Annotated in this window: 15 protein-coding genes; 9 read left to right on the top strand and 6 right to left on the bottom strand. The window is 64.1% G+C overall.

The window, feature by feature from the left end; genetic code table 11:
- Positions 1-62 precede the first annotated feature (62 nt).
- The 4 genes from ETC27_RS13310 (at position 63) to ETC27_RS13325 (ending at position 5,594) form a co-directional block, all read left to right on the top strand.
- Positions 63-1,379 carry a homoserine dehydrogenase gene (locus ETC27_RS13310; protein WP_136255501.1) on the top strand — a complete coding sequence of 439 codons (1,317 nt, stop codon included), beginning with the start codon at positions 63-65 and terminating at the stop codon, positions 1,377-1,379.
- 117 nt (positions 1,380-1,496) lie between these two features.
- Complete coding sequence (gene thrC / locus ETC27_RS13315) at positions 1,497-2,885, top strand: threonine synthase (RefSeq protein WP_136255502.1); 1,389 nt, start codon at positions 1,497-1,499, stop codon at positions 2,883-2,885.
- Positions 2,886-2,984: 99 nt separating this feature from the next.
- Positions 2,985-4,796 carry a single-stranded-DNA-specific exonuclease RecJ gene (recJ, locus tag ETC27_RS13320; RefSeq protein WP_136255503.1) on the top strand — a complete coding sequence of 604 codons (1,812 nt, stop codon included), beginning with the start codon at positions 2,985-2,987 and terminating at the stop codon, positions 4,794-4,796.
- Between the two features lie 237 nt (positions 4,797-5,033).
- Positions 5,034-5,594 (top strand): YitT family protein, encoded by a 561-nt coding sequence (locus tag ETC27_RS13325; protein WP_240724920.1) that lies wholly within the window; start codon positions 5,034-5,036, stop codon positions 5,592-5,594.
- Between the two features lie 60 nt (positions 5,595-5,654).
- Here the strand turns inward: ETC27_RS13325 and ETC27_RS13330 are convergent, their stop codons facing one another.
- Together ETC27_RS13330 and ETC27_RS13335 are read right to left on the bottom strand one after the other, a co-directional pair.
- Positions 5,655-8,291 (bottom strand): heavy metal translocating P-type ATPase, encoded by a 2,637-nt coding sequence (locus tag ETC27_RS13330; RefSeq protein WP_240724915.1) that lies wholly within the window; start codon positions 8,289-8,291, stop codon positions 5,655-5,657.
- On the bottom strand, positions 8,288-8,737 hold the full coding sequence (locus tag ETC27_RS13335) for a MerR family transcriptional regulator (RefSeq protein WP_136255504.1): 450 nt from the start codon (positions 8,735-8,737) through the stop codon (positions 8,288-8,290). Before ETC27_RS13335 ends, ETC27_RS13330 begins: the two co-directional genes overlap by 4 nt.
- 284 nt (positions 8,738-9,021) lie before the next feature.
- On the opposite strand from ETC27_RS13335, the gene ETC27_RS13340 reads away from it, so the two are divergent.
- Complete coding sequence (locus ETC27_RS13340) at positions 9,022-10,365, top strand: OmpP1/FadL family transporter (protein WP_136255505.1); 1,344 nt, start codon at positions 9,022-9,024, stop codon at positions 10,363-10,365.
- 74 nt (positions 10,366-10,439) lie between these two features.
- On the opposite strand, the gene ETC27_RS13345 is transcribed toward ETC27_RS13340, so the two are convergent.
- From ETC27_RS13345 to ETC27_RS13360, 4 genes are all read right to left on the bottom strand, one after another.
- The gene (locus tag ETC27_RS13345; RefSeq protein ID WP_136255506.1) at positions 10,440-12,053 is read right to left on the bottom strand and encodes an ABC transporter ATP-binding protein; all 1,614 of its coding nucleotides are present in this window, start codon (positions 12,051-12,053) and stop codon (positions 10,440-10,442) included.
- A 36-nt stretch (positions 12,054-12,089) separates the two neighbouring features.
- On the bottom strand, positions 12,090-12,974 hold the full coding sequence (locus tag ETC27_RS13350; RefSeq protein ID WP_136255507.1) for an ABC transporter permease: 885 nt from the start codon (positions 12,972-12,974) through the stop codon (positions 12,090-12,092).
- Positions 12,964-13,890: an oligopeptide ABC transporter permease OppB gene (gene oppB / locus ETC27_RS13355; protein WP_136255508.1), complete on the bottom strand. Its 927-nt coding sequence runs from the start codon at positions 13,888-13,890 to the stop codon at positions 12,964-12,966. Before oppB ends, ETC27_RS13350 begins: the two co-directional genes overlap by 11 nt.
- 64 nt (positions 13,891-13,954) lie before the next feature.
- Positions 13,955-15,532 (bottom strand): peptide ABC transporter substrate-binding protein, encoded by a 1,578-nt coding sequence (locus ETC27_RS13360; RefSeq protein ID WP_136255509.1) that lies wholly within the window; start codon positions 15,530-15,532, stop codon positions 13,955-13,957.
- A 248-nt stretch (positions 15,533-15,780) separates the two neighbouring features.
- On the opposite strand from ETC27_RS13360, the gene prfB reads away from it, so the two are divergent.
- The 4 genes from prfB (at position 15,781) to ETC27_RS13380 (ending at position 20,713) form a co-directional block, all read left to right on the top strand.
- A protein-coding gene (gene prfB, locus ETC27_RS13365; protein ID WP_136255510.1) for a peptide chain release factor 2 occupies positions 15,781-16,879 on the top strand; the annotation gives its coding sequence in 2 pieces (ribosomal slippage) (positions 15,781-15,855 and positions 15,857-16,879; 1,098 coding nt in all).
- Positions 16,880-16,946: 67 nt separating this feature from the next.
- On the top strand, positions 16,947-18,455 hold the full coding sequence (gene lysS / locus ETC27_RS13370; protein ID WP_136255511.1) for a lysine--tRNA ligase: 1,509 nt from the start codon (positions 16,947-16,949) through the stop codon (positions 18,453-18,455).
- A gap of 261 nt (positions 18,456-18,716) precedes the next feature.
- Complete coding sequence (locus ETC27_RS13375) at positions 18,717-19,103, top strand: hypothetical protein (RefSeq protein WP_136255512.1); 387 nt, start codon at positions 18,717-18,719, stop codon at positions 19,101-19,103.
- Between the two features lie 224 nt (positions 19,104-19,327).
- Positions 19,328-20,713, top strand: a complete 1,386-nt coding sequence (locus ETC27_RS13380) for an MFS transporter (RefSeq protein ID WP_136255513.1) — start codon at positions 19,328-19,330, stop codon at positions 20,711-20,713.
- Positions 20,714-20,778: the final 65 nt, after the last annotated feature.

Below are 20,778 nucleotides of genomic sequence, written 5' to 3' on the forward strand. Positions count from 1 at the left end.
TCCTTGCACCACGGTCGTCGACAAGACGAACAATCGAACACCTGTGTAAAGGGAGCAAAACGTTGAAATCGGTCAGAGTGGGAATCTGTGGACTGGGTACTGTGGGTGGCGGTACCTTCAATGTGCTGATGCGCAACGCCGATGATATCGCGCGTCGGGCCGGGCGTCCGATCGTCATTGAGCAGGTGGCGATGCGTCGCGAGAATCCCCACTGCGATACCACCGGCGTCAAGACCACCGGCGATGTGTTCGACGTGGCCCGTAATCCCGATATCGATGTGCTGGTCGAGCTGATCGGCGGCTACGAAGTGGCCCGCGAACTGGTACTGACCGCCATCGAAAACGGCAAGCACGTGGTTACGGCCAACAAGGCGCTGATCGCGGTTCACGGCAACGAGATTTTCCAGGCTGCCCACGAGAAGGGGGTCATCGTGGCCTTCGAGGCGGCGGTCGCCGGCGGTATCCCGGTGATCAAGTCACTGCGCGAGGGCTTGGGCGCCAATCGCATCGAGTGGCTGGCCGGCATCATCAATGGCACCGGCAACTATATCCTCACCCATATGCGTGACGAAGGCCGCGCCTTCGAAGACGTGCTGGCCGAGGCCCAGGCGCTGGGGTATGCCGAAGCCGACCCGACCTTCGATGTCGAAGGCATCGATGCCGCGCACAAGCTGACCATTCTGGCGTCCATCGCCTACGGCGTGCCGCTGCAGTTCGACAAGGCCTACACCGAAGGCATCTCGCGGATCACCTTCGACGACGTCGAGCAGGCCGACAACCTCGGCTACGTCATCAAACACCTGGGCATCTCCAAGCGCACCGAGGCCGGCTTCGAACTGCGCGTTCATCCGGCGCTGGTCCCCAAGGAATGCCTGATGGCCAACGTCAACGGCGTCAAGAATGCCATCGAGGTCATGGGCGACGCCGTGGGGCCGACACTTTATTACGGTGCGGGTGCCGGTGCTGAGCCGACCGCCTCGGCAGTGGTCGCCGACCTGCTGGATGTTGCCCGTGATATCAGCACCGAGCATACCTACCGGGTGCCCTATCTCGCCTTCAGTGGCATCGGCGATGGCGATAACGATCTGCCGATCCTGCCCATGGAAGAGATCACCACCGCCTATTACCTGCGTCTGTTGGCGGTTGACCGCCCCGGCGTGCTGGCGCGCGTGGCGACGATCCTCTCCGAGCAGGGCATCTCCATCGAGGCGATCATGCAGAAGGAAGCCATCGAAGGCGAGCTGGTGCCGATCATCCTGCTGACACATCGCACCCGCGAGAAGCATATGAACGAGGTCATTCGTCAGCTCGAATCGCTGGCCGATATCGCCGGCTCCGTAACTCGTATCCGCGTCGAGACCCTCGACGAGGACGCCTAGACAAAGCCTAACAACGACAATCGGCAGGCCTGCCCGTCACCACGAGCGGCGGGCCGATCGTGCGCTGGACAACGTGTCTCGCCCAGTGAGGGCGGGACGCGAACACAGGATCGAACGATGCGTTATATCAGTACCCGCGGGCAGGCGCCCGCACTGTCCTTCGAGGAGGTCGTGCTGACCGGTATGGCCAGCGACGGCGGCCTCTACGTGCCTGAAACCGTCCCTCAGCTGTCAAAGGAAGAACTGGCCGACATGGCCGGCTGCTCCTATGCCGAGATCGCCTTTCGGGTGATGAAGCCGTTCGTCAACGGCGAGATCGATGATGATACCTTCCGTGGCCTGGTCAAGGACGCCTACGCGACCTTCAGCCACGATGCCGTGGTGCCGCTGAATCAGCTCGACGCCAACCACTTCCTGCTCGAGCTGTTCCATGGCCCGACGCTTGCCTTCAAGGACGTGGCGCTTCAGCTGCTGGGCCGGCTGCTCGACCACTTCCTGGACAAGCGCGGCGAGCGCGCGGTGATCATGGGGGCGACCTCAGGCGACACCGGCTCGGCGGCTATCGAGGGCTGCCGCCACTGCGACAACCTGGATATCTTCATTCTCCACCCGCACAACCGGGTCTCGGAGGTGCAGCGTCGCCAGATGACCACGGTGCTGGCCGATAACGTCTTCAACGTTGCCATCGAAGGCAATTTCGACGACGCCCAGGCGATGGTCAAGTCAAGCTTCGCCAATCAGGACTTCCTGAATGGCACCCGGCTGGTGGCGGTCAATTCGATCAACTGGGCGCGGATCATGGCCCAGATCGTCTACTACGTGGCTTCTGCCGTGGCGGTTGGTGCGCCGCACCGTGAGGTCAGCTTCAGCGTTCCGTCGGCGAACTTCGGCAATGTCTTCGCCGGCTACATGGCTTACAAGATGGGGCTGCCGGTCAAGCAGTTCATCATCGCCACCAACGCCAACGACATTCTGCACCGGACGCTCGCCGCCAACGACTTCTCCAAGCAGGAGCTCGCTGCGACCTTGGCGCCGTCGATGGATATCGTGGTCTCGTCGAACTTCGAACGGCTGCTCTTCGATGCCTATGACCGCGACGGCCATGCCGTGGCGGCCCTGCTCGAGCGCTTTCAGGATGAGCCCACGGCGCTTGCCGAGGCGCCGCTTGCCAAGTTGCGCGAGAAGTTTGCAAGCCACAGCGTCGACGATGCCACCATCCTCGAGGTGATCCGCGAGGCGCATCATCGCACCCATGAGGTGCTCGATCCGCACACCGCGACCGGTTACCGGGCCGCCGAGCGTGCGCGTGCCGATGCGGCAACGCCGATGATTACGCTCGCCACCGCCCACCCGGCGAAGTTCGCCGAAGCAGTGGTCAAGGCCGGTTTCCCGGGGGTACCGTTGCCGCCGCACATGGATGACCTGCTCGAGCGCGAGGAGCGCTACACGGTGCTGCCCGCCGAGCTCGACGCGGTACAGCGCTTCGTTGCCGAGCAGCGCCGCTGAGCCGTCACCCCTCGAGGCTTTACTTCTCGAGTCGTCATGACGCCCGGTCCGCCGGGCGTTTTTTGTCATTCGCTTCCCGTATCCCCTTGAGGAGCCGCTGTGGAATCCGCCTCGCTTTCGACACCGCCTGTCACCTCGCTCAAGCCGCGCCTCGCCCCGCGCCCGCGTGACGAGGCGCTCTATGCCCGCGCCCAGCGCGAGGGGCTTAGCGAGCTGCAGGCACGGGTGCTGGCCGGGCGGCTTGCCGGCTATCAAGGCGAGATTGCGCCGCTGGTGTCGCCAAGCCTTCGCCACCTCGCACACCCGGAACGGCTGAAGGATGCCCGCCGCGCCGCCGAGCGCATCGCCCAGGCGGTGGTCGAGGGGGAGCATATCGGCATCCTCACCGACTACGACGTCGACGGCATTACCTCGCACGTGGTGATAAGGCGCACCCTCAACGAGCTGTTCGGGGTGCCGGAATCGCGTCTGCACAGCCTGATCGGCCACCGCATCAATGACGGGTATGGCATCAGCCTGCCGCTGGTCGAACGCACCCTTCAGCTGTCGCCGGGCCCCAGGCTTGTGATCACCGCCGACTGTGGCAGTAGCGATGAGCCGCGCATCGCAAGGCTCAAGGAGGCAGGGCTCGACGTCGTGGTCACCGACCACCACGCCTTGCCGCAGGAGGGGCCGCCGGCCTCGGCCTATGCCACCGTCAACCCGACGCGGGACGACTGCGATTATCCGGACCCGACCATCGCCGGTTGCATGGTCGCCTGGCTGACCATGTCACTGGCTCGCCAGGTGCTGATCGACTGGGGCGTCCTGTCGTCTTCGACGCCCAAGCTCTCGCCCTGGCTCTCCTATGTGGCGCTGGGCACTGTCGCCGACTGTGTGTCGCTGGGTGGGAGTGCGGCCAACCGCGCCGTCGTCAATCACGGCCTGACCCTGATCAACCGCATGGAAGCCGCTTGCTGGCGGACCATGGCCACGCGCCTTGGCCCGGACAGCGTGCCCTTCGACGCCGAGACCCTGGCTTTTCAGATGGGGCCGCGCATCAACGCCCGCTCGCGCCTCGATGATCCCTATGCGGCGCTGCACTTCATGCTGGCCGCCGACGATGGCACAGCGGCGCGCCATCTCGAGGTGCTGGATCAGGATAACCAGTCGCGCAAGGCCATCGAAGCCGAGATGGCCGAGGAGGCCAAGGTCCTGGCCGCCGACCAGCTCGCCGACGACGTGCCGGCATTGGTGATCTTTCTGGAGACCGGGCATGCCGGCGTGCAGGGCATCGTCGCCTCACGCCTGGTCCAGGCCTTCGGCCGCCCGGCACTGGTGCTGACCCCGGCGGCGACGGCCGGCATGCTGACCGGCTCCGGGCGCTCCATCGAAGGCCTTCATCTGCGTGATGCCCTGCAGCGGGCCCATGACCTGGCGCCGGAGGCGTTGCCACGCTTCGGTGGCCATCGCGGGGCGGCTGGTATTGGCCTGCCCCGTGAACGGCTCGATGAGTTCCGCCGGGCGATCTGGCAGGCGGCGGGCGAGCAGCTCGGCGGACGTGAGCTTTACCCCTGTGTCTTAACCGATGGGACGCTGACGCCGGAGCAACTGTCGCTTGCCACCCTCGATGAGTTGGCGCGGCTGGCACCCTTCGGCCGCGAGTTCGAGGCGCCGTTATTTGAAGGCGACTTTCTGGTCGAGGCACTGCGTCCGGTGGGCGCCGATGGCAGCCATTTGATGCTGGAACTCGGCCATGGCCATAGCACGGTGCGCGCGATCTGGTTTCGCGCCCTGACGCCTGGCGAGGTGCCGGCCTTCGGGCTTGGCGACCGGCTGCGCTGTGCTTTCAAGCTCAATCGCAACCGCTGGAAGGGGCGCGAGTCCCTGCAGCTGATGATCGAGCACGCCGAGTCGCTGAGCCCGGCCTGAGCTGGCCCCTGTTCCCTTTGGATGACTTGGCCGAGGAGGCCGCCGATGAGCGATATGCGTAGGGAATCCCAGCGCCTTGAGGATGACGAGGCCATCCCGGTCTCGCCGCAAGAGAATGACGAGCAGGCGAGCCCTGGTGAGAGTGAGGGCGCTGAGAGTGCGCGCCCCGAGCTTGAAGACGTCGAGCCCGAAGACCTGCCTCAGGACCCTCACCGGCCCCACGAAGACGTGCTGGCGATGCTGCTCGGCACCCTGCTGGTCGCGCTGGGGGTGACCTTCTATTCCCAGGCGATGCTGCTCGCCGGCAGCACCGCCGGCCTGGCCCTGCTCGCCCAGTACGTCACCGGGGTCGGTTTCGGTGGCATGTTCTTTCTCATCAACTTGCCCTTCTACTACCTGGCGATCAAGCGCATGGGCTGGTCCTTCACCCTGCGCACCTTCGCCGCCACGGCGCTGCTGTCGCTCTTCGCCACCCTGACGCCTGGCTGGGTTGATATCGCGTCGCTAAATCCCGTCTATGCGGCGGTGATCGGCGGCAGTCTGCTGGGTATCGGCCTGCTGGTGCTGATTCGTCATCGTACCAGCCTTGGCGGCATCAACATTCTCGCGCTGTATCTGCAGGAGCGTTATGGCTGGCGGGCCGGCTACGTGCAGCTCGGTGTCGATATGCTGATCCTGGGTCTGTCTTTCCTGGTGCTCGACCCTGACAGTATCGCGCTATCGGTGCTGGGAGCGGTGACCATGAACCTGATCATCGCCCTCAATCACAAACCCGGCCGCTATATCGGTGTCAGCTGATCCAGAACCACCAGGCGATGGCGCCGATCAGTGCGATACCGCCGAGGTTGATCAGTAGCGTCATGAATGAGCCTCCTGCTTATCGCTGCCGACGGACGCGTCTGCGGACTGCGATGAGGTCCCGGACAAGGGCCGGAAGCGGCGCAGCCGATTGGCGTTGGTGACCACCGTGACCGATGACAGCGACATGGCCGCCGCGGCGATCATCGGCGACAGCAGCCAACCGGTGGCGGGGTAGAGGACGCCCGCCGCGATGGGGATGCAGAGGGTGTTATAGCCAAAGGCGCCCCACAGGTTCTGCTTGATGTTGGCAAGGGTCGCGCGACTGATCTCGATGGCATCGGCTACGCCGTTAAGCGAGCTTCTCATCAAGGTAATACCGGCGCTCTCGATGGCCACGTCGGTGCCCTGACCGATCGCGAAACCGACGTTGGCTTGAGCCAGTGCTGGGGCGTCGTTGATGCCATCGCCGACCATCCCCACGACTTCGCCATTGGCCTGAAGACGTTCGATCTCGGCATGTTTGTCCTCGGGCAGCAGTCCGGCGCGCACCTCGTCGATGCCCACTTCCTGGCCGATGGCAGCGGCGGTATGGGCGTTATCGCCGGTCAGCATCACCACCTTGAGTCCATCTTTCTGCAGGCGTAGAACAGCCGCGCGGCTGTCCTTACGTAGGGGATCACTGATGCCGAAGACGGCCGCGAGTCGGCCATCGACGGCCAGCTGCACCACGGTGCGTGCCTTACCTTCGAGCTGCTCGACGATGGCCTCGCCCGGGGCCAGGTCCACACCCTGGTCCTTGAGCAGTCTGGCGTTGCCGAGCAGCAGCGACTGCCCTTGTTCGGTGGTCGCCTTGACGCCGCCACCGGTCACGCTGGTGAAGTCTGTGACGGTGGCTGGCGTCGCTCTCTCCTGCTCGGCATGCGCCAGCAGGGCCGTTGCCAGCGGGTGTTCCGAGCCCTGCTCGAGCCCTGCAATAAAGCCAAGTGTCTGCGTTGCATCGGCCTGCTCATCGAGGAATTGTGTTTCGGTGACACGCGGCTTGCCCTCGGTGAGAGTGCCGGTCTTGTCCACCACCAGCGTGGTCAGGCTGCTTGCCATCTGCAGAGCCTCACCGTTTCGTATCAGCACGCCGTGCTCGGCGGCCTTGCCGACCCCGATCATGGTCGAGAGCGGCGTGGCTAGCCCCAGGGCGCAGGGGCAGGCAATGATCAGTACCGCTGTGGCGGTGATCAGCATGTGCAGCACCCGGGGCTCGGGGCCGACGTTGAACCAGACCAGCGCCGTGGCGACTGCGACGATCATCACCGTGGGCACGAAGACGCCAGCGACCCGGTCGGCCAGGGCGCCGATCGGCGGGCGTGAACCTTGGGCGCGGGCGACCTGGTCGGTGATGCGGCCAAGCCGGGTGTCGGCACCGACCCGGGTGGCGCGATAGATCAGGCTGCCGCGACCGTTGACGGTACCGGCGCTGACCTCATCGCCCGTGCCTTTGGCGACCGCCTGCGGCTCGCCAGTGAGCATCGACTCATCGACATGGCTCTCGCCTTCCTCGACCTCTCCATCTACCGGCAGGCGCTCGCCGGGGCGTACGCGGATGCGATCACCCGTGCGTACGGCATCGATCTCGACATCCTGCTCCTTGCCGTCGCGGATCACCCGCGCGGTGCTTGATTGCAGCTCGAGCAGGCGGCCAAGGGCCTCGCTGGTGCGGCCTCGGGCCTTGAGTTCCAGGGCGTTGCCGGCAAGGATCAGCCCGATGATCATGGTTGATGCCTCGAAGTACAGGCTATGGGCCGCCTCGGGTAGCCAGGGCGCGAAGATCACCACGGCCATGGAATACAACCAGGCGGTGCCGGTACCCATGGCCACCAGGGTGTCCATGTTGGCTTCATGATGGCGCAGCGCCTTGGCGGCGTTGACAAAGAAATGTCTGCCCGGACCCGCCAGCACCCCCAGTGTCAGCAGGCCGATCACACCCCAGACGCCCCGTTCTGCTCCCGTAGGGTCGGGGTGATGGAAGAACATGGCGATCATCAGTGGCACGGCCAGCGCCAGCGCCATCAGGCTGCCGCGCCGGCGCTGGCGGTAGGCCTTGCGATCGTTTTCGGCGCGCCGTGCCTCGGCCTGTCGCAGATCCTCGATGGGCGAGGCGCCATAGCCTGCACGTTCGACGGCCTCAATGAGCGTCTGAGTGCTGGCGCTACCGCGTACCTGAGCCGTTTGACTGGCGAAATTGACCTCGGCCTCAGTGACGCCTGAGGTGCGCTCCAGGGCCTGCTGAATGCTCTTCACGCAGCTTGCACAGGTCATGCCGGAGAGCGATAGACGCACGCTCTTCGCCCGGTCGTGTGCGGGCTGTTCATTCGGCGCGGTGGCTTGCGGCTCTGGGGCCAATGCCTGTTCGGAGCCTGGCGCCGGGGCGTCCGCTGCGCTGTCGGCCGTCGTAGTGCCGGAACTGGCTACCTCGTCGGCCGGATAGCCGGCGTCCTTGAGCAGGGCATCGACTCGCTCGCCATCAAGGCGGGTGGTGACGTCGAGGCGCTTCTCGCCTGGCTCGCCGGTTACGTCAGCGTCCGGGTCTTCGGCCTGGATGGCCTTGCGCATGCGCGATACGCACCCCTGACAGCTCATGCCGGGGATATGGCGTTCAAGCGTTGGCAATGGCCGCTTTGGCTCATCATTAGGTGGTTTCATGCCTCCTCCTTGGCGGTGTTGGAGGCCGCCTTGTCGGTCGATGGGGCGGGCAGGCTCTCGATCAGCCTGCACAGGCTGTGACCATCGGGGGTGCCGTCAGGCATGTCGGCCCAGGCGTCCAGCGCCTGCTCCATGCGTGTCGCTAGCGCCTCTAGTTCCTGAATGCGCTCACGGATTTGTGGCAGGCGGCTCGCCAGCAGGTCGCGTACCAGCGGGCAGGGCGAATCGCCGTGGTCGGCATGGTCAAGAATCTCGTGAATCTCCTTGATGCTGAACCCCAGGGTGCGCGCACGCTGGATGAAGGCCAGTCGCTCGAGATCCTGGCTATCGAAGCGGTGATAGCCGTTATGGGGATCCTTGGCGGGGGCCAGCAACCCCTCGCGGGTGTAGTGGCGCACCGTCTCGGACGTTACTCCGGCGGCTTTGGCCAAATCGCTGACTTTCATGGCTGTCTCCTGACGCTCGCGGCCTTCGGTGCTTCAAGTGTAAAACCTTTGGGTTACACAAAGGTCAAGCGCAGGCTAATGCCGTCGCCAGCGTCGGCGGATGGGGTGTGTAAGTCTATGAAAGTTCGAAGAGAATGGGAATCTGATGCTAAAGTATGAGCAAATTTGGGATTAAAACGATCGTTTGTTCTTGATCCGGGCGACATTTTCCGCCAAAAGTAAGGTATCCGCTCGCCTGGTGCGGGTGAGGAACGCCAGCCCTTCCTGAAACAGGACACCAAACGATGCATTACAAGACCAACAAGCTCGCCATCGCCGTTGCCCTTGCCTCTGCCGGTCTGATGGCCAGCCAGGCTTTCGCCGCCGGCTTCCAGGTGCGCGAACAAAGCGCCAAGACCCTGGCCAACGCTCTTTCGAACGCCGCCGCCGGCGCGGAAGATGTAAGCTTTATGGCCTATAACCCGGCCGCTATCGGCAATATCGACGGTAACCAGTTCTCCGTCGGGGCCGCCTATATCGATGCCGACTTCGAGCTGCAAGATGCCGAGGCGAGCCCCGCCAGTGCGCCATCGTTGAGTTATGACAACGGCGGCTCCCGTCAGGGCGGCGAGAGCGCCGTGGTGCCGAGCTTCGCCGTCAAGACACAGGCCAGCGAGCGTATCGACCTGGGCCTGGCGATCTTCTCGCCCTATGGGCTCGCGACCAAGTACGACGAGGACTGGATCGGGCGCTATCACGCCATCGAGACCGAGCTCACCACCATCGATATTCAGCCCACCGTCAACTTCCGCGTCACCGACCGCTGGTCGGTGGCGGCGGGCCTGATCGCCGAACACGGCGACGCGACCATCTCCAATGCGATCGATCTGGGTGGGCTCGGTGCCCAGGCATCGCTGTTGCCTGCCACTGCCGCAGGGCAGTTCGACGGCAAGGCCAAGGTCACCGGGGATGACTGGGGGTATGGCTATACGCTGGGTACCCTCTTCCAGGTCACCGACAAGACGCGCCTGGGCCTTAGCTACCGTTCCGAGATCGACCTGGTCCTGGATGGTGAAGTGGAGTACAGCAGCGATAATTCCACCGGCCAGACAGTGCTTGCCAATTCTGGGCTAGAGGACGGCGGTGGCACGGCCGATATCTCGACGCCGGCCAATGCCAATATCGGTGTCTTCCACCAGCTGACCCCCAGGCTTGCCCTGATGGCCAATGCCAGCTGGACTGATTGGAGTTCCTTTGAGGAACTGAAGGTGGAGTTCGATAGTGGCGGCGACAGCACCACTACCGAGAATTGGAACGATTCCTGGGCCTACTCGGTGGGCGCCAACTACGCACTGACCGACAAGTGGCTGCTGCGCACCGGCCTTGGCTACGACGAGACGCCGGTGCCGAGTGCCGAATTCCGCACGCCGCGGGTGCCGGATGCCGATCGTACCTGGGCAACGCTGGGCGCGACCTATCAGGCGACCGAGAACCTCGGCGTGACCGCCGGTTACATGCGTGTCTTCGGTGATGGCGGCAAGATCGATCAGGATGGCGCCAAGGAAGAGAACGCCCGGAAAGGCAACCTGTCCGGCGAGTACGACGTCTCGGCGAATGTCTTCGCTTTGTCGATGGACTACCGCTTCTGATCACGGCCCGTAAGGCCTGATCCTCACTCCAACGACCCCGGCTCATGGCCGGGGTCGTTGCGTTTGGATGAGGCTCAGGCGGCCTGATGGTCGAGGAAGGCGGCGCGCATCAGCTCCTGGGTGTAGGTGTGACGAGGCTGGCTGAATAGCGCCTCGGTATCGCCCTGTTCGACTACCTCGCCGTCCTTCATCACCAGCACGCTATCGGCCAGCGCTCGCACCACCGCCAGGTCGTGGCTGATGAACAGGTAGGTAAGGTCGTGCTTGTGTTGCAGGTCGCGCAGCAGCTCGATCACCGTGGCCTGCACCGAGCGATCCAGCGCCGAGGTAGGCTCGTCCAGTAGCAGGAGCTCGGGCTTGAGCACCAGGGCGCGGGCGATGGCGATACGCTGGCGCTGGCCCCCGGAAAATTCGTGGGGGTAGCGGTGACGCATGGCCGGATCCAGGGCGACATCGGCTAGCGCCTCCTGGACCCTGGCATCGCGCTCGCGGCGACCCAGCAAGGGAGCGTGGACACGTAGGCCTTCACCGATGATCTCGCCCACCGTCATGCGCGGCGACAGCGAGCCGAAGGGGTCCTGGAAGACGACCTGCATCCTTGAGCGCAGCGGCCGCATGGCGGCGGTGTCCAGGCCGTCGAGGGCCGTGTCGTCGAAGCGGATGTCACCTCGACTCTCGAGCAGGCGCAGCAGGGCGCGCCCTAGCGTCGACTTGCCGGAGCCCGACTCGCCGACGATGCCCAGGGTCTGGCCGCGCTTCACGGAAAGATCAATGCCGCGCACCGCCTCGAAGTAATCGGCGGGCCGAAACAGGCGCTTCTTCATCGGGAAGCGCACGCGCAGATCGTGTGCCTCCAGCAGCAGCGGCGTCTGGTCGGGCACCGGTGCCTTACGGCCTCGGGGCTCGGCGTCGATCAGCATGCGGGTGTAGGCGTGCTGCGGGTCGGCAAAGAGCTCGGCGGTAGGGCCGCTTTCGACCCGCTCGCCCTGTTGCATCACGCAGACCCGGTCGGCGAAGTGGCGCACGATGCCGAGATCATGGGTGATGAACAGAATGGCCATGCCGTAGCGCTGCTGCAGATCCTTCAGCAGAGAGAGGATCTGGGCCTGGACGGTAACGTCCAGCGCCGTGGTGGGCTCGTCGGCAATCAGAAGCTTTGGTTCGCAGGCCAGCGCCATGGCGATCATCACCCGCTGGCGCTGGCCACCGGAGAGCTCATGGGGATAGCTGCCCAGGCGCCGTTCGGGGTCGGGGATGCCGACCTGCTCCAACAGGCTGCAGGCGCGCTCTCGTGCCGCGGAACCGCGCAGGGCGGTGTGCTTGGTTAGCACCTCGACGATCTGTCGGCCTATCCGGTGCAACGGGTTCAGCGAGGTCATGGGCTCCTGAAAGATCATCGATATCTCGTTGCCGCGAATCTGGCGCATGCGCTTGGCGCCGACCAGCAGCAGATCCTCTGGCTGCTGTCCGCCGTGCCAGCGAATGGCGCCGTCGGGCCTGGCAAGCTCTGGCAGCAGGCGCATGGCGGCGGTGGAGGACACCGACTTGCCGGAGCCGGATTCGCCGACCAGGGCCAGGGTCTCGCCCGCATGGACCGTGAAGCTCAAGTCCTTGACGGCGGTAACGGTGCCGCCGGGCAGGTCGAAGTCGACCCGCAGGCGATCGATCTCGAGCAGTGGCTGTGACATGAAGCCTCCTTGGCGGTCGCGTTCAGCGGATCGGGGTTAGCGGGTCTTGGGATCGAGGGCGTCGCGCAGGCCATCGCCCAGGAAGTTGAGGCACAAAAGGGTCACCGCCAGGAAGGCGGAGGGCACCAGCAGCATCCAGGGGGCGGTCTCCATCATGTCCTTGCCCTCGCTGATCAGTACACCCCAGCTGGTCAGCGGTTCCTGCACGCCGAGCCCGAGGAAGGACAGGAAGCTCTCGAGCAGGATCACCTTGGGCACGGTCAGGGTGACGTAGACGATCACCGGGCCGATGGCATTGGGAATCAGGTGGCGGGTGACGATCTTGTGGCTGCGCACGCCCAGTGCCTGGGCAGCCTCGACGAACTCGCGGCGCTTCAGGGCCAGCACCTGGCCGCGCACGATGCGCGACATGTCGAGCCACTCGACCGCGCCGATGGCGGCATAGATCAGCAGGATGTTGCGACCGAATACCACCATCAACAGGATCACCAGGAACATGAAGGGCAGCGAGTACATGATGTCGACGAAACGCATCATCAGGTTGTCGGTGCGTCCGCCGATGAAGCCGGCCACGGCGCCATAGAGCACGCCGATCACTAGTGAGACGAAGGTGGCCACCAGGGCCACGGACAGCGACACACGGCCGCCGTGGAAGACACGGGTCAGCAGGTCGCGGCCGTTGGCATCAGTGCCGGCGTAGTGGCCGTTCTCGGGGCTCGGTGGGGTCAGAAAGGCATTCCAGTCCACTTCGTCCAGTGCCCAGGGCGTCAGCCAGGGGCCGGCGACGCAGGCAAGGGTGATCAGGGCCAGCAGTACCAGACTGGTGGTGGCGGCCTTGTTCTGCTTGAGCCGGCGCCAGGCCTCGCGAGCCAGGCTGTCGCCGGCACTATCGGGGGTCGAAACAGCGGTATCAGTCATCATAGCGAATCTGGGGATCCAGGGCCGAATAGAGCAGGTCGACGAGAAGATTGAGCAGCACGATCAGGGCGCCGTAGAAGACTACCGTGCCCATCACCAGGGTGTAGTCACGGTTGAGCGCGGCCTGCACGAAGTAGCGGCCGATGCCGGGAATGCCGAATATCTGCTCGATCACCACGGAGCCGGTGATGATGCCGGCGATGGCCGGCCCCAGATAGGAGACCACCGGCAGCATCGCCGGGCGCATGGCATGGCGCCATATCACCTCGGTTTCGGCGAGGCCCTTGGCGCGGGCGGTGCGAATGAAGTGGCTACCGAGTACTTCGATCATGCTGGCGCGCATCATGCGTGCGATGTAGGCGATCTGCTGGATCGATAGCGCCACCACCGGCAGTACCAGGTTGGGCCATGCCCCTTCGTTCCAGCCGCCTACCGGCAGCCAGCCGAGGAAAACGCCGAACACCAGTGCCAGCAGCGGGGCGATCACGAAGTTGGGAATCGCCACCCCGGCCAGCGCCGTGCCCATCACCAGGTAGTCGATGGTGGAGTTGCGCCTGAGGGCGGCGATCACTCCCAGGGGCAAACCGATCAGCAACGCCAGGCCGACGGCCCAGATGCCGAGTTCAAGGCTGACGGGAAAGCCCTGTGCCACCAGTTCGGTGACGCTGAAATCCTTGTACTTGAAGGAGGGCCCTAGATCGCCCTGCAGCAGGTTGCCCATGTAGTTCAGGTACTGCTTCCAGACGGGCTCATCCAGGTGATAGTTGGCCATCAGGTTGGCCTCGATCTCCGGCGGCAGCTGGCGCTCGCCGTCGAAGGGGCCGCCCGGCGCCAGGTGCATCAGGAAGAAGGACAGCGTGATGACGATCAATAGCGTCGGAATCGCCTGCAGCAGGCGCTTCAGGGTATAGCGGAGCATGACGGGGCCTCGCGCCCCGAGCCGCGAGGGCCCGGGGACAGTCGCAACGATGAAGAAGAGCGGATCAGTCCTCGAAGCTTATCCAGCGCGAACGGTGGATATCCTCGATGTTGGTTTCCCAGCCGTTCAGCTCGGGGCTGACCAGGTTGCGTGAGACGTAGTAGTAGAGGGGCAGGGTGGCATTGTCCTCGAGGGCCAGCTCCTCCGCCTTGGCCATCAGGTCGGTGCGGGCATCCATGTCCTGCGTCCTGGCCGCTTCGTTCATCAGGGCGTCGAAGTCAGCGTTTTCGTAGGCGCCGTAGTTGTTCGCGACGTCGCTCTCCAAGAGACTCAGGAAGTTCTGGGCATCGTTGTAGTCGCCGATCCAGCCGGCGCGCGCCACGTCGAAGTCACCCTGACGAATGTCGGCATAGTGCACCGCGACTTCCGCGTTATAGAGCTCCACCTCGACGCCCAGCGGTTTCCACATCGCGGCCAGGGCGATGGCAACCTTGCGATGATCCTCGCTGGTGTTGTAGCGCAGGCGCAGGGCGAGCGGATTGTCGGGGCCGTAGCCGGCCTCCTGCATCAGCTCGCGGGCCCGGGTCAGGCGCTCCTGCTGAGAAAGGTCGGCGAAGTCGAGTTCGGGGCCGTCGTAATGGTTGACGTTCGGCGGCACGAAACTATAGGCAGGCTCTTCGCCGGTGCCCAGAATCTTGTTGGTGATCACCTCGCGGCGCACCGCCAGGCTCAGCGCCTTACGTACCCGAGGATCGGACGTGGCGTGGCCATCACGGGTATTGAGCGCGTAGTAGTAGATGCCGAGATAGGGCGCCACCTGGACGGCCTTGGGCAGGTTCTCCTTGAGCCAGTCGAACTGCTGGGTGGGGAACTCCCGGGCGATGTCGATCTCGCCGGCGCGGAAACGGTTCAGCGCGGTGTTGCGTTCCTCGATGGGGAAGTACACCACCTCGTCCAGCGCCACCTCGTCGGCGTCGTGGAAGTAGGCGTTGCGGCTGACTTCGATGCGCGTCTGCGACTGCCAGTCGTCCAGGGCGAAGGCCCCGTTGGAAACCATGTGGTCGGGCTTTGACCAGTCGTCACCGTATTTTTCCACCACGTGCTTGGGCAGCGGATAGGCGGTGTAGTGGGCCAACTGATCGAGGAAGTAGGGTGTGGAGCGCTCAAGGGTGATCTCGAGGGTCTTGGCGTCAAGGGCCTCGATGCCCAGGGTGCTGGGGTCAGCGTCTCCGCCGTAGACGGCCTCGGCGTTTTTCACGGGATAGAGCAGGTAGGCGTAGCTGGCGGCGGTGGCCGGGTCGAGAATGCGGCGAAAGGCGAAGACGAAGTCTTCGGCGGTCACCGGGGTGCCGTCGGACCACCTGGCATCCTCGCGCAACTCGAAGGTGTAAGTCTTGCCGTCTTCGGTGACATCCCAGGATGTCGCGACGCCGGGAATGCGTTCGCCGTCTGCGGCCTCGGTGACCAGACCCTCGAAAAGATCGCCGACCACATCGTTTTCCCAGGTACCACTGATCTTGTGAGGGTCCAGTGAGGCGGGCTCGCCCATGATGGCGAGGCGCAGGGTGTCGGCCTGGAGGGGCGAGGCGGCCAGGCCCGTGGCAAGCAGCAGGGTGCTGATGGTGATCCGTGGCTTGTGCATGAGTCACTCCTTGACTTGTTGTTGTGTAGAGAGGCCAGCCGGCCCTTGTTTCCACCATGTCCAACCCCACGGCGATGGTCTATTCGAAATTGCGCATAACCGCATCGACGAATTCGATACCCGCGCCGTGACGCGTCCGAGCGGGATGGCCGGGTGCCGCGGGGTTCGCTACAATGGGGCGCTTTTTCACCCGAGACGTTTTGGCGTCTCGGGATCTTTACTTGCTAGAGAACTCAGGCAGCGAATTCATGCTAGAGACCAACCCGATTCATACCCAGCTCAAGGACCTGTCCGAACGGACAGACGTCCTGAGGGGGTATCTTTGACTATGCCGAGAAGAAAGACCGGCTAGAGGAAGTGACCCGCGAGCTCGAGGATCCCAGCGTCTGGAGCGATCCGGACTATGCCCAGAAGCTCGGCAAGGAGCGGGCGTCGCTGGAAGCCGTGGTCGAGACGATCGAGGCCCTCGAGCAGGGCCTGGCCGATAACGGTGATCTGTTGGAACTCGCCGAGATGGAAGAGGACCAGGACACCGTCGATGAGGTCAGTCGTGAGCTCGAGGGACTCCAGGCGAGTCTCGCCAAGCTCGAGTTCCGGCGCATGTTTTCCGGTGATCTTGACGAGAATAATGCCTATCTCGATATCCAGGCCGGCTCCGGTGGCACCGAGGCCCAGGACTGGGGCAATATCCTGCTGCGCATGTATCTGCGCTGGGTCGAGCATCACGGCTTCAAGGCCGATATCATCGAAGTCTCGGCGGGAGACGTGGCGGGCATCAAGTCGGCGACCATTCACGTTCAGGGTGACCATGCCTTCGGCTGGTTGCGCACCGAGACCGGCGTGCATCGCCTGGTGCGCAAGAGCCCCTTCGATTCCGGCGGCCGCCGTCATACGTCCTTCGCCTCGGTGTTCGTGTCCCCCGAGATCGATGACAGCTTCGAGGTCGACATCAACCCTTCGGACCTGCGCACCGATACCTATCGCTCCAGCGGCGCCGGCGGCCAGCACGTCAACACCACCGATTCGGCGGTGCGTATCACCCACGAGCCGACCGGTATCGTGGTGGCCTGCCAGAACCAGCGCAGTCAGCATGCCAACCGTGACCAGGCCATGAAGATGCTCAAGGCCCGGATCTACGAACGGGAGATGCAGGAGCGCAACGCGGCCAAGCAGCAGGCCGAGGAAGCCAAGGCCGACATCGGCTGGGGCAGTCAGATCCGTTCCTACGTCCTCGATGACCAGCGGATCAAGGACCTGCGCACCGGCGTACAGTCCAGTAACTGCGAGAAGGTCCTCGACGGGGACCTGGATCAGTTCATCGAAGCCAGTCTCAAGCAAGGGCTGTGAGCGACACGGGCAGCGCCATGCTGCCCGTTTCACACACCCGTCGCCCCATCACATTTCAGGTAGCGTAATGGCCCATCAAGATCCCACTTCGCCCGATGAAAATCATCTGATCGCCGAGCGCCGTACCAAGCTGGCCGAGCGTCGCGAGCTTGCCGAGCGCACTGGCTCAAGCGCCTTCCCCAACGACTTTCGCCGCGACAGTCTGGCCACCGAGCTCGACGCCGAGCTTGGCGACAAGGACAAGGCAGAACTCGAATCGCTTGACCGCCAGGCGGCTGTGGCCGGGCGCATCATGCGCAAGCGCGGCCCCTTTATCGTCATCCAGGATTCGTCTGCCCAGATTCAGCTCTACGTCGATAAGAAAGGGCTGCCTGCGGAGATGCTCGACGACATCAAGGGCTGGGACATCGGCGATATCGTCGCCGGTCGCGGCCCGGTGCATAAGTCCGGCAAGGGCGATCTGTACGTCAAGATGGACGAGGCCCAACTGCTGACCAAGAGCCTGCGGCCGCTGCCTGACAAGTTCCACGGCCTCACCGATCAGGAAGCTCGCTACCGTCAGCGTTATGTCGATCTGATCATGAATCAGGACTCGCGGCGTACCTTCGAGGTGCGGGCCGGCGTGATCTCCTCCATCCGGCGTTTCTTCGAGACGCGCGGCTTCATGGAAGTCGAGACGCCGATGCTGCAGGCGATCCCCGGTGGCGCCACCGCGCGACCCTTCAAGACCCACCACAATGCGCTGGACATCGACATGTTCTTGCGTATCGCCCCTGAGCTGTACCTCAAGCGACTGGTGGTCGGTGGCTTCGAGCGGGTCTTCGAGATCAACCGCAACTTCCGTAACGAGGGGCTGTCCACCCGGCACAATCCCGAGTTCACTATGCTCGAGTTCTACTGGGCCTACGCGGATTATCTCGACCTGCTCGACCTGACCGAAGAGATGATTCGCAACGCCGCTAACGAAGTGCTCGGTACCACCACGCTCGAGTACCAGGGCACCACCTTCGAGCTGGACAAGCCCTTCAAGCGCCTGACCATGCGCCAGGCGATTCTCGAGCACGGCGAGGGCATCCAGGATGCCGAACTTGATAGCCTCGAGGCCGCCCGGGCGCTTTCCAAGCGGCTTGGCATCGAGGTCAAGGATGGCTGGGGACTCGGCAAGCTGCACACCGAAATCTTCGAGGAAGTCGCCGAGGAAAAACTCGAGCAGCCGACCTTCATCACCGCCTACCCGGCCGAGGTCAGCCCGCTGGCGCGTCGCAATGACGAAGATCCCTTCGTCACCGACCGCTTCGAGTTCTTCATCGGCGGTCGCGAGATCGCCAACGGCTTCTCGGAGCTCAATGACGCCGAGGATCAGGCCGAACGCTTCAAGGCCCAGGTGGCCGAGAAGGAAGCTGGTGACCTCGAGGCCATGTACTACGACGCCGACTATGTGCGTGCGCTCGAGTACGGCCTGCCGCCGACCGCCGGCGAAGGCATCGGCATCGATCGCCTGGTGATGCTGTTTACCGACAGCGCCTCGATTCGTGACGTACTGCTGTTCCCGGCGATGCGCCCCGAGGTGGAATGATCGACCGGGGAGGAGCCGCCCGGGGATAGCACCATCGCGAACACGCGGTGAACCCTTCCATGGGCGCTCCTTTTTTCATCCCTGAAAAAAGAGGTTCGCTCCGGTGCCGTCCCGGTCGCCGGGAGACATCGGGAGAGGTGGTCGCCCGGCCTCGGTGGCTCGGATTCGCCGAGCGCGCCGGGAAGTGTTGGTAACGCGCGGTCACAGCACCCATAATGGGCAGCGTTTCGCCGTCGTGGCAGGCAAGTCTAGGAGAGTCCAATGAAACTGCTCAACCGCTCCGCTCTGAGCGTCAAGCCGACCCAGCTGTTCGTGGACTGGATCAACTCGCTGGAACCCACGGTGGGCGACGATGACCTGACCCTTGAGGACGTCGATCGCGAGAATACCGTCTACCTGATTCCCGAGATGGACTCACCGGAGGCCCTCGAGGGCTTCGTGCGTGAACGCTATCTGGAGATCCTTGAGTCCGAGCTACAGGCCTGGGAAGAGGATCGACGCCAGTGGCCCGAGTCCCTCGACTGGGCGCTGTTCCAACGCTTCGTGCGCGTCGAGCACAGCTACCTGGCGGTCGACCTGGATGACGAGGCACCGCTGGAAGTCGCCGAGATCGACGACGAACTGCTGCTTGAGCACGAGCAGGACTAGATTCCCAGTCTAGCGGCAGCAATTGCGAGCAGGATGGATGAGCAGGGTTTGCTAGCACAGTTTTTAGCACGGTCTTTAGCACAGCCCCGACAGCGCTAGCCAGCATCTAAGGCGCGCCCAGGGGCTCGTCCTTCGTCTCGAAGAAGACCGGCTGCGGCCGGTTTTTTCGTTCTGGCCCCGTGTAGCGGTGCGCCACCCCACCTCGTTGGCATGGCAGATGGTCCATGAATCGATTGTTCGAGACCCGGCCCGGGGATGAAGGTTTACCCGGCCCGCAACGCCGCCTGGCGATGCTGGTTGTGGTATTGGGCACCCTGATGGCGGTGTTCGACGGTGGCATCGTCAATATCGCGCTGCCGACACTGGCGCGTGAGCTCGACATTAGCGAATCCCGCGCGGTGTGGATCACCAATATCTACCAGTTGGTGAGTGCGTCGACGTTGCTGGCGTTTGCCGCACTGAGCCGGCTGATCGGTCGCCACCGTCTCTATATCGGCGGGCTAAGTGTGTTCACGCTAGCGTCACTGGCCTGTGCGCTGTCGAACAGTTTTGAATGGCTGCTGGCCTCGCGGATGGTGCAGGGACTCGGCGCGGCGGCGATGCTGAGTATCGGCCCGTCGATGTATCGGGTGATCTTTCCGTCGCGCCTGCTGGGGTCGGCCATCGGCCTGGGCGCGCTGGTGGTGGCATTCGGCATAGCCTTTGGGCCGTCGTTGGGGGGCGGCATCCTCTACTTGGCGAGCTGGCCCTGGCTCTTTGCCATCAATGTGCCGATCGGTATCACGGCGCTGGCGTTGGCGCTGCACGCACTCCCCCGCGAGGCACGCGAAGCGGGACGCTTCGACTGGCCCGGTGCGCTCTTGTCCATGGCCATGGTCAGCGGTTTTGTGTTCGCTCTTGACCGGGCCGGCCACGGCAATGCCAGTACCGCCATGCTCTTGCCGCTTGTGGTCAGCGTGGGCTGCCTGGTGTTGTTCGTGTGGAGGCAGCGCCGGGCGGTCAGCCCGCTGGTGCCGCTGGTGATCTTTCGCGAGCCACGCTTCAGCGTGGCGGCGATAATCTCGATGTTGGCGTTCATCGCTCAGGGGGCCGCATTCGTCGGTTTGCCCTTTCTGTTTCAGAGTGGAATGGGCCTGAGCCCCATCGCCGCGGCGCTTTTGTTTACGCCCTGGCCACTGGCGTTGATGTTGACCGGCCCGTTCGCCGGGCGCCTGGCGGATCGCTTCAACCCGACGCTGATTTCATCGCTGGGGCTTTCGATCTTTCTGCTGGGCATGCTGTCGCTGGCGATGCTTGGCGAAGCGGCGAACGCCACGGACATCGTCTGGCGCGTGGCCCTGTGCGGGATCGGTTACGGCATCTTCCAGGCGCCCAACAACCGCGAAATGATTGGCAGTGTGGCGCTCGAGTACAGCGCCAATGCCTCCGGCGTGCTGGCGTCGGTGCGCACCTTCGGCCAGGCGCTGGGTACTGCGATGGTGGGGATGATGCTGGCGCTATCGGCCGGTTCGCTGTCTCTGGCGCTGTGGGTATGCTGCGCCTGCGTCGTGGTGGCGCTGATGCTCAGCCTGTGGCGCATGCCGTTGGCGAGATATGGCCGCGCGGCCTGAGCGAGCCTTATCCAGCGCGCGACGAAGACGTTACAATGCAAGGCTTGCGACCCGGGAGGAAACAC

Origin of the sequence: Onishia niordana (genome assembly GCF_004798965.1) — a bacterium.
In the GTDB taxonomy this organism is placed as follows: domain Bacteria; phylum Pseudomonadota; class Gammaproteobacteria; order Pseudomonadales; family Halomonadaceae; genus Onishia; species Onishia niordana.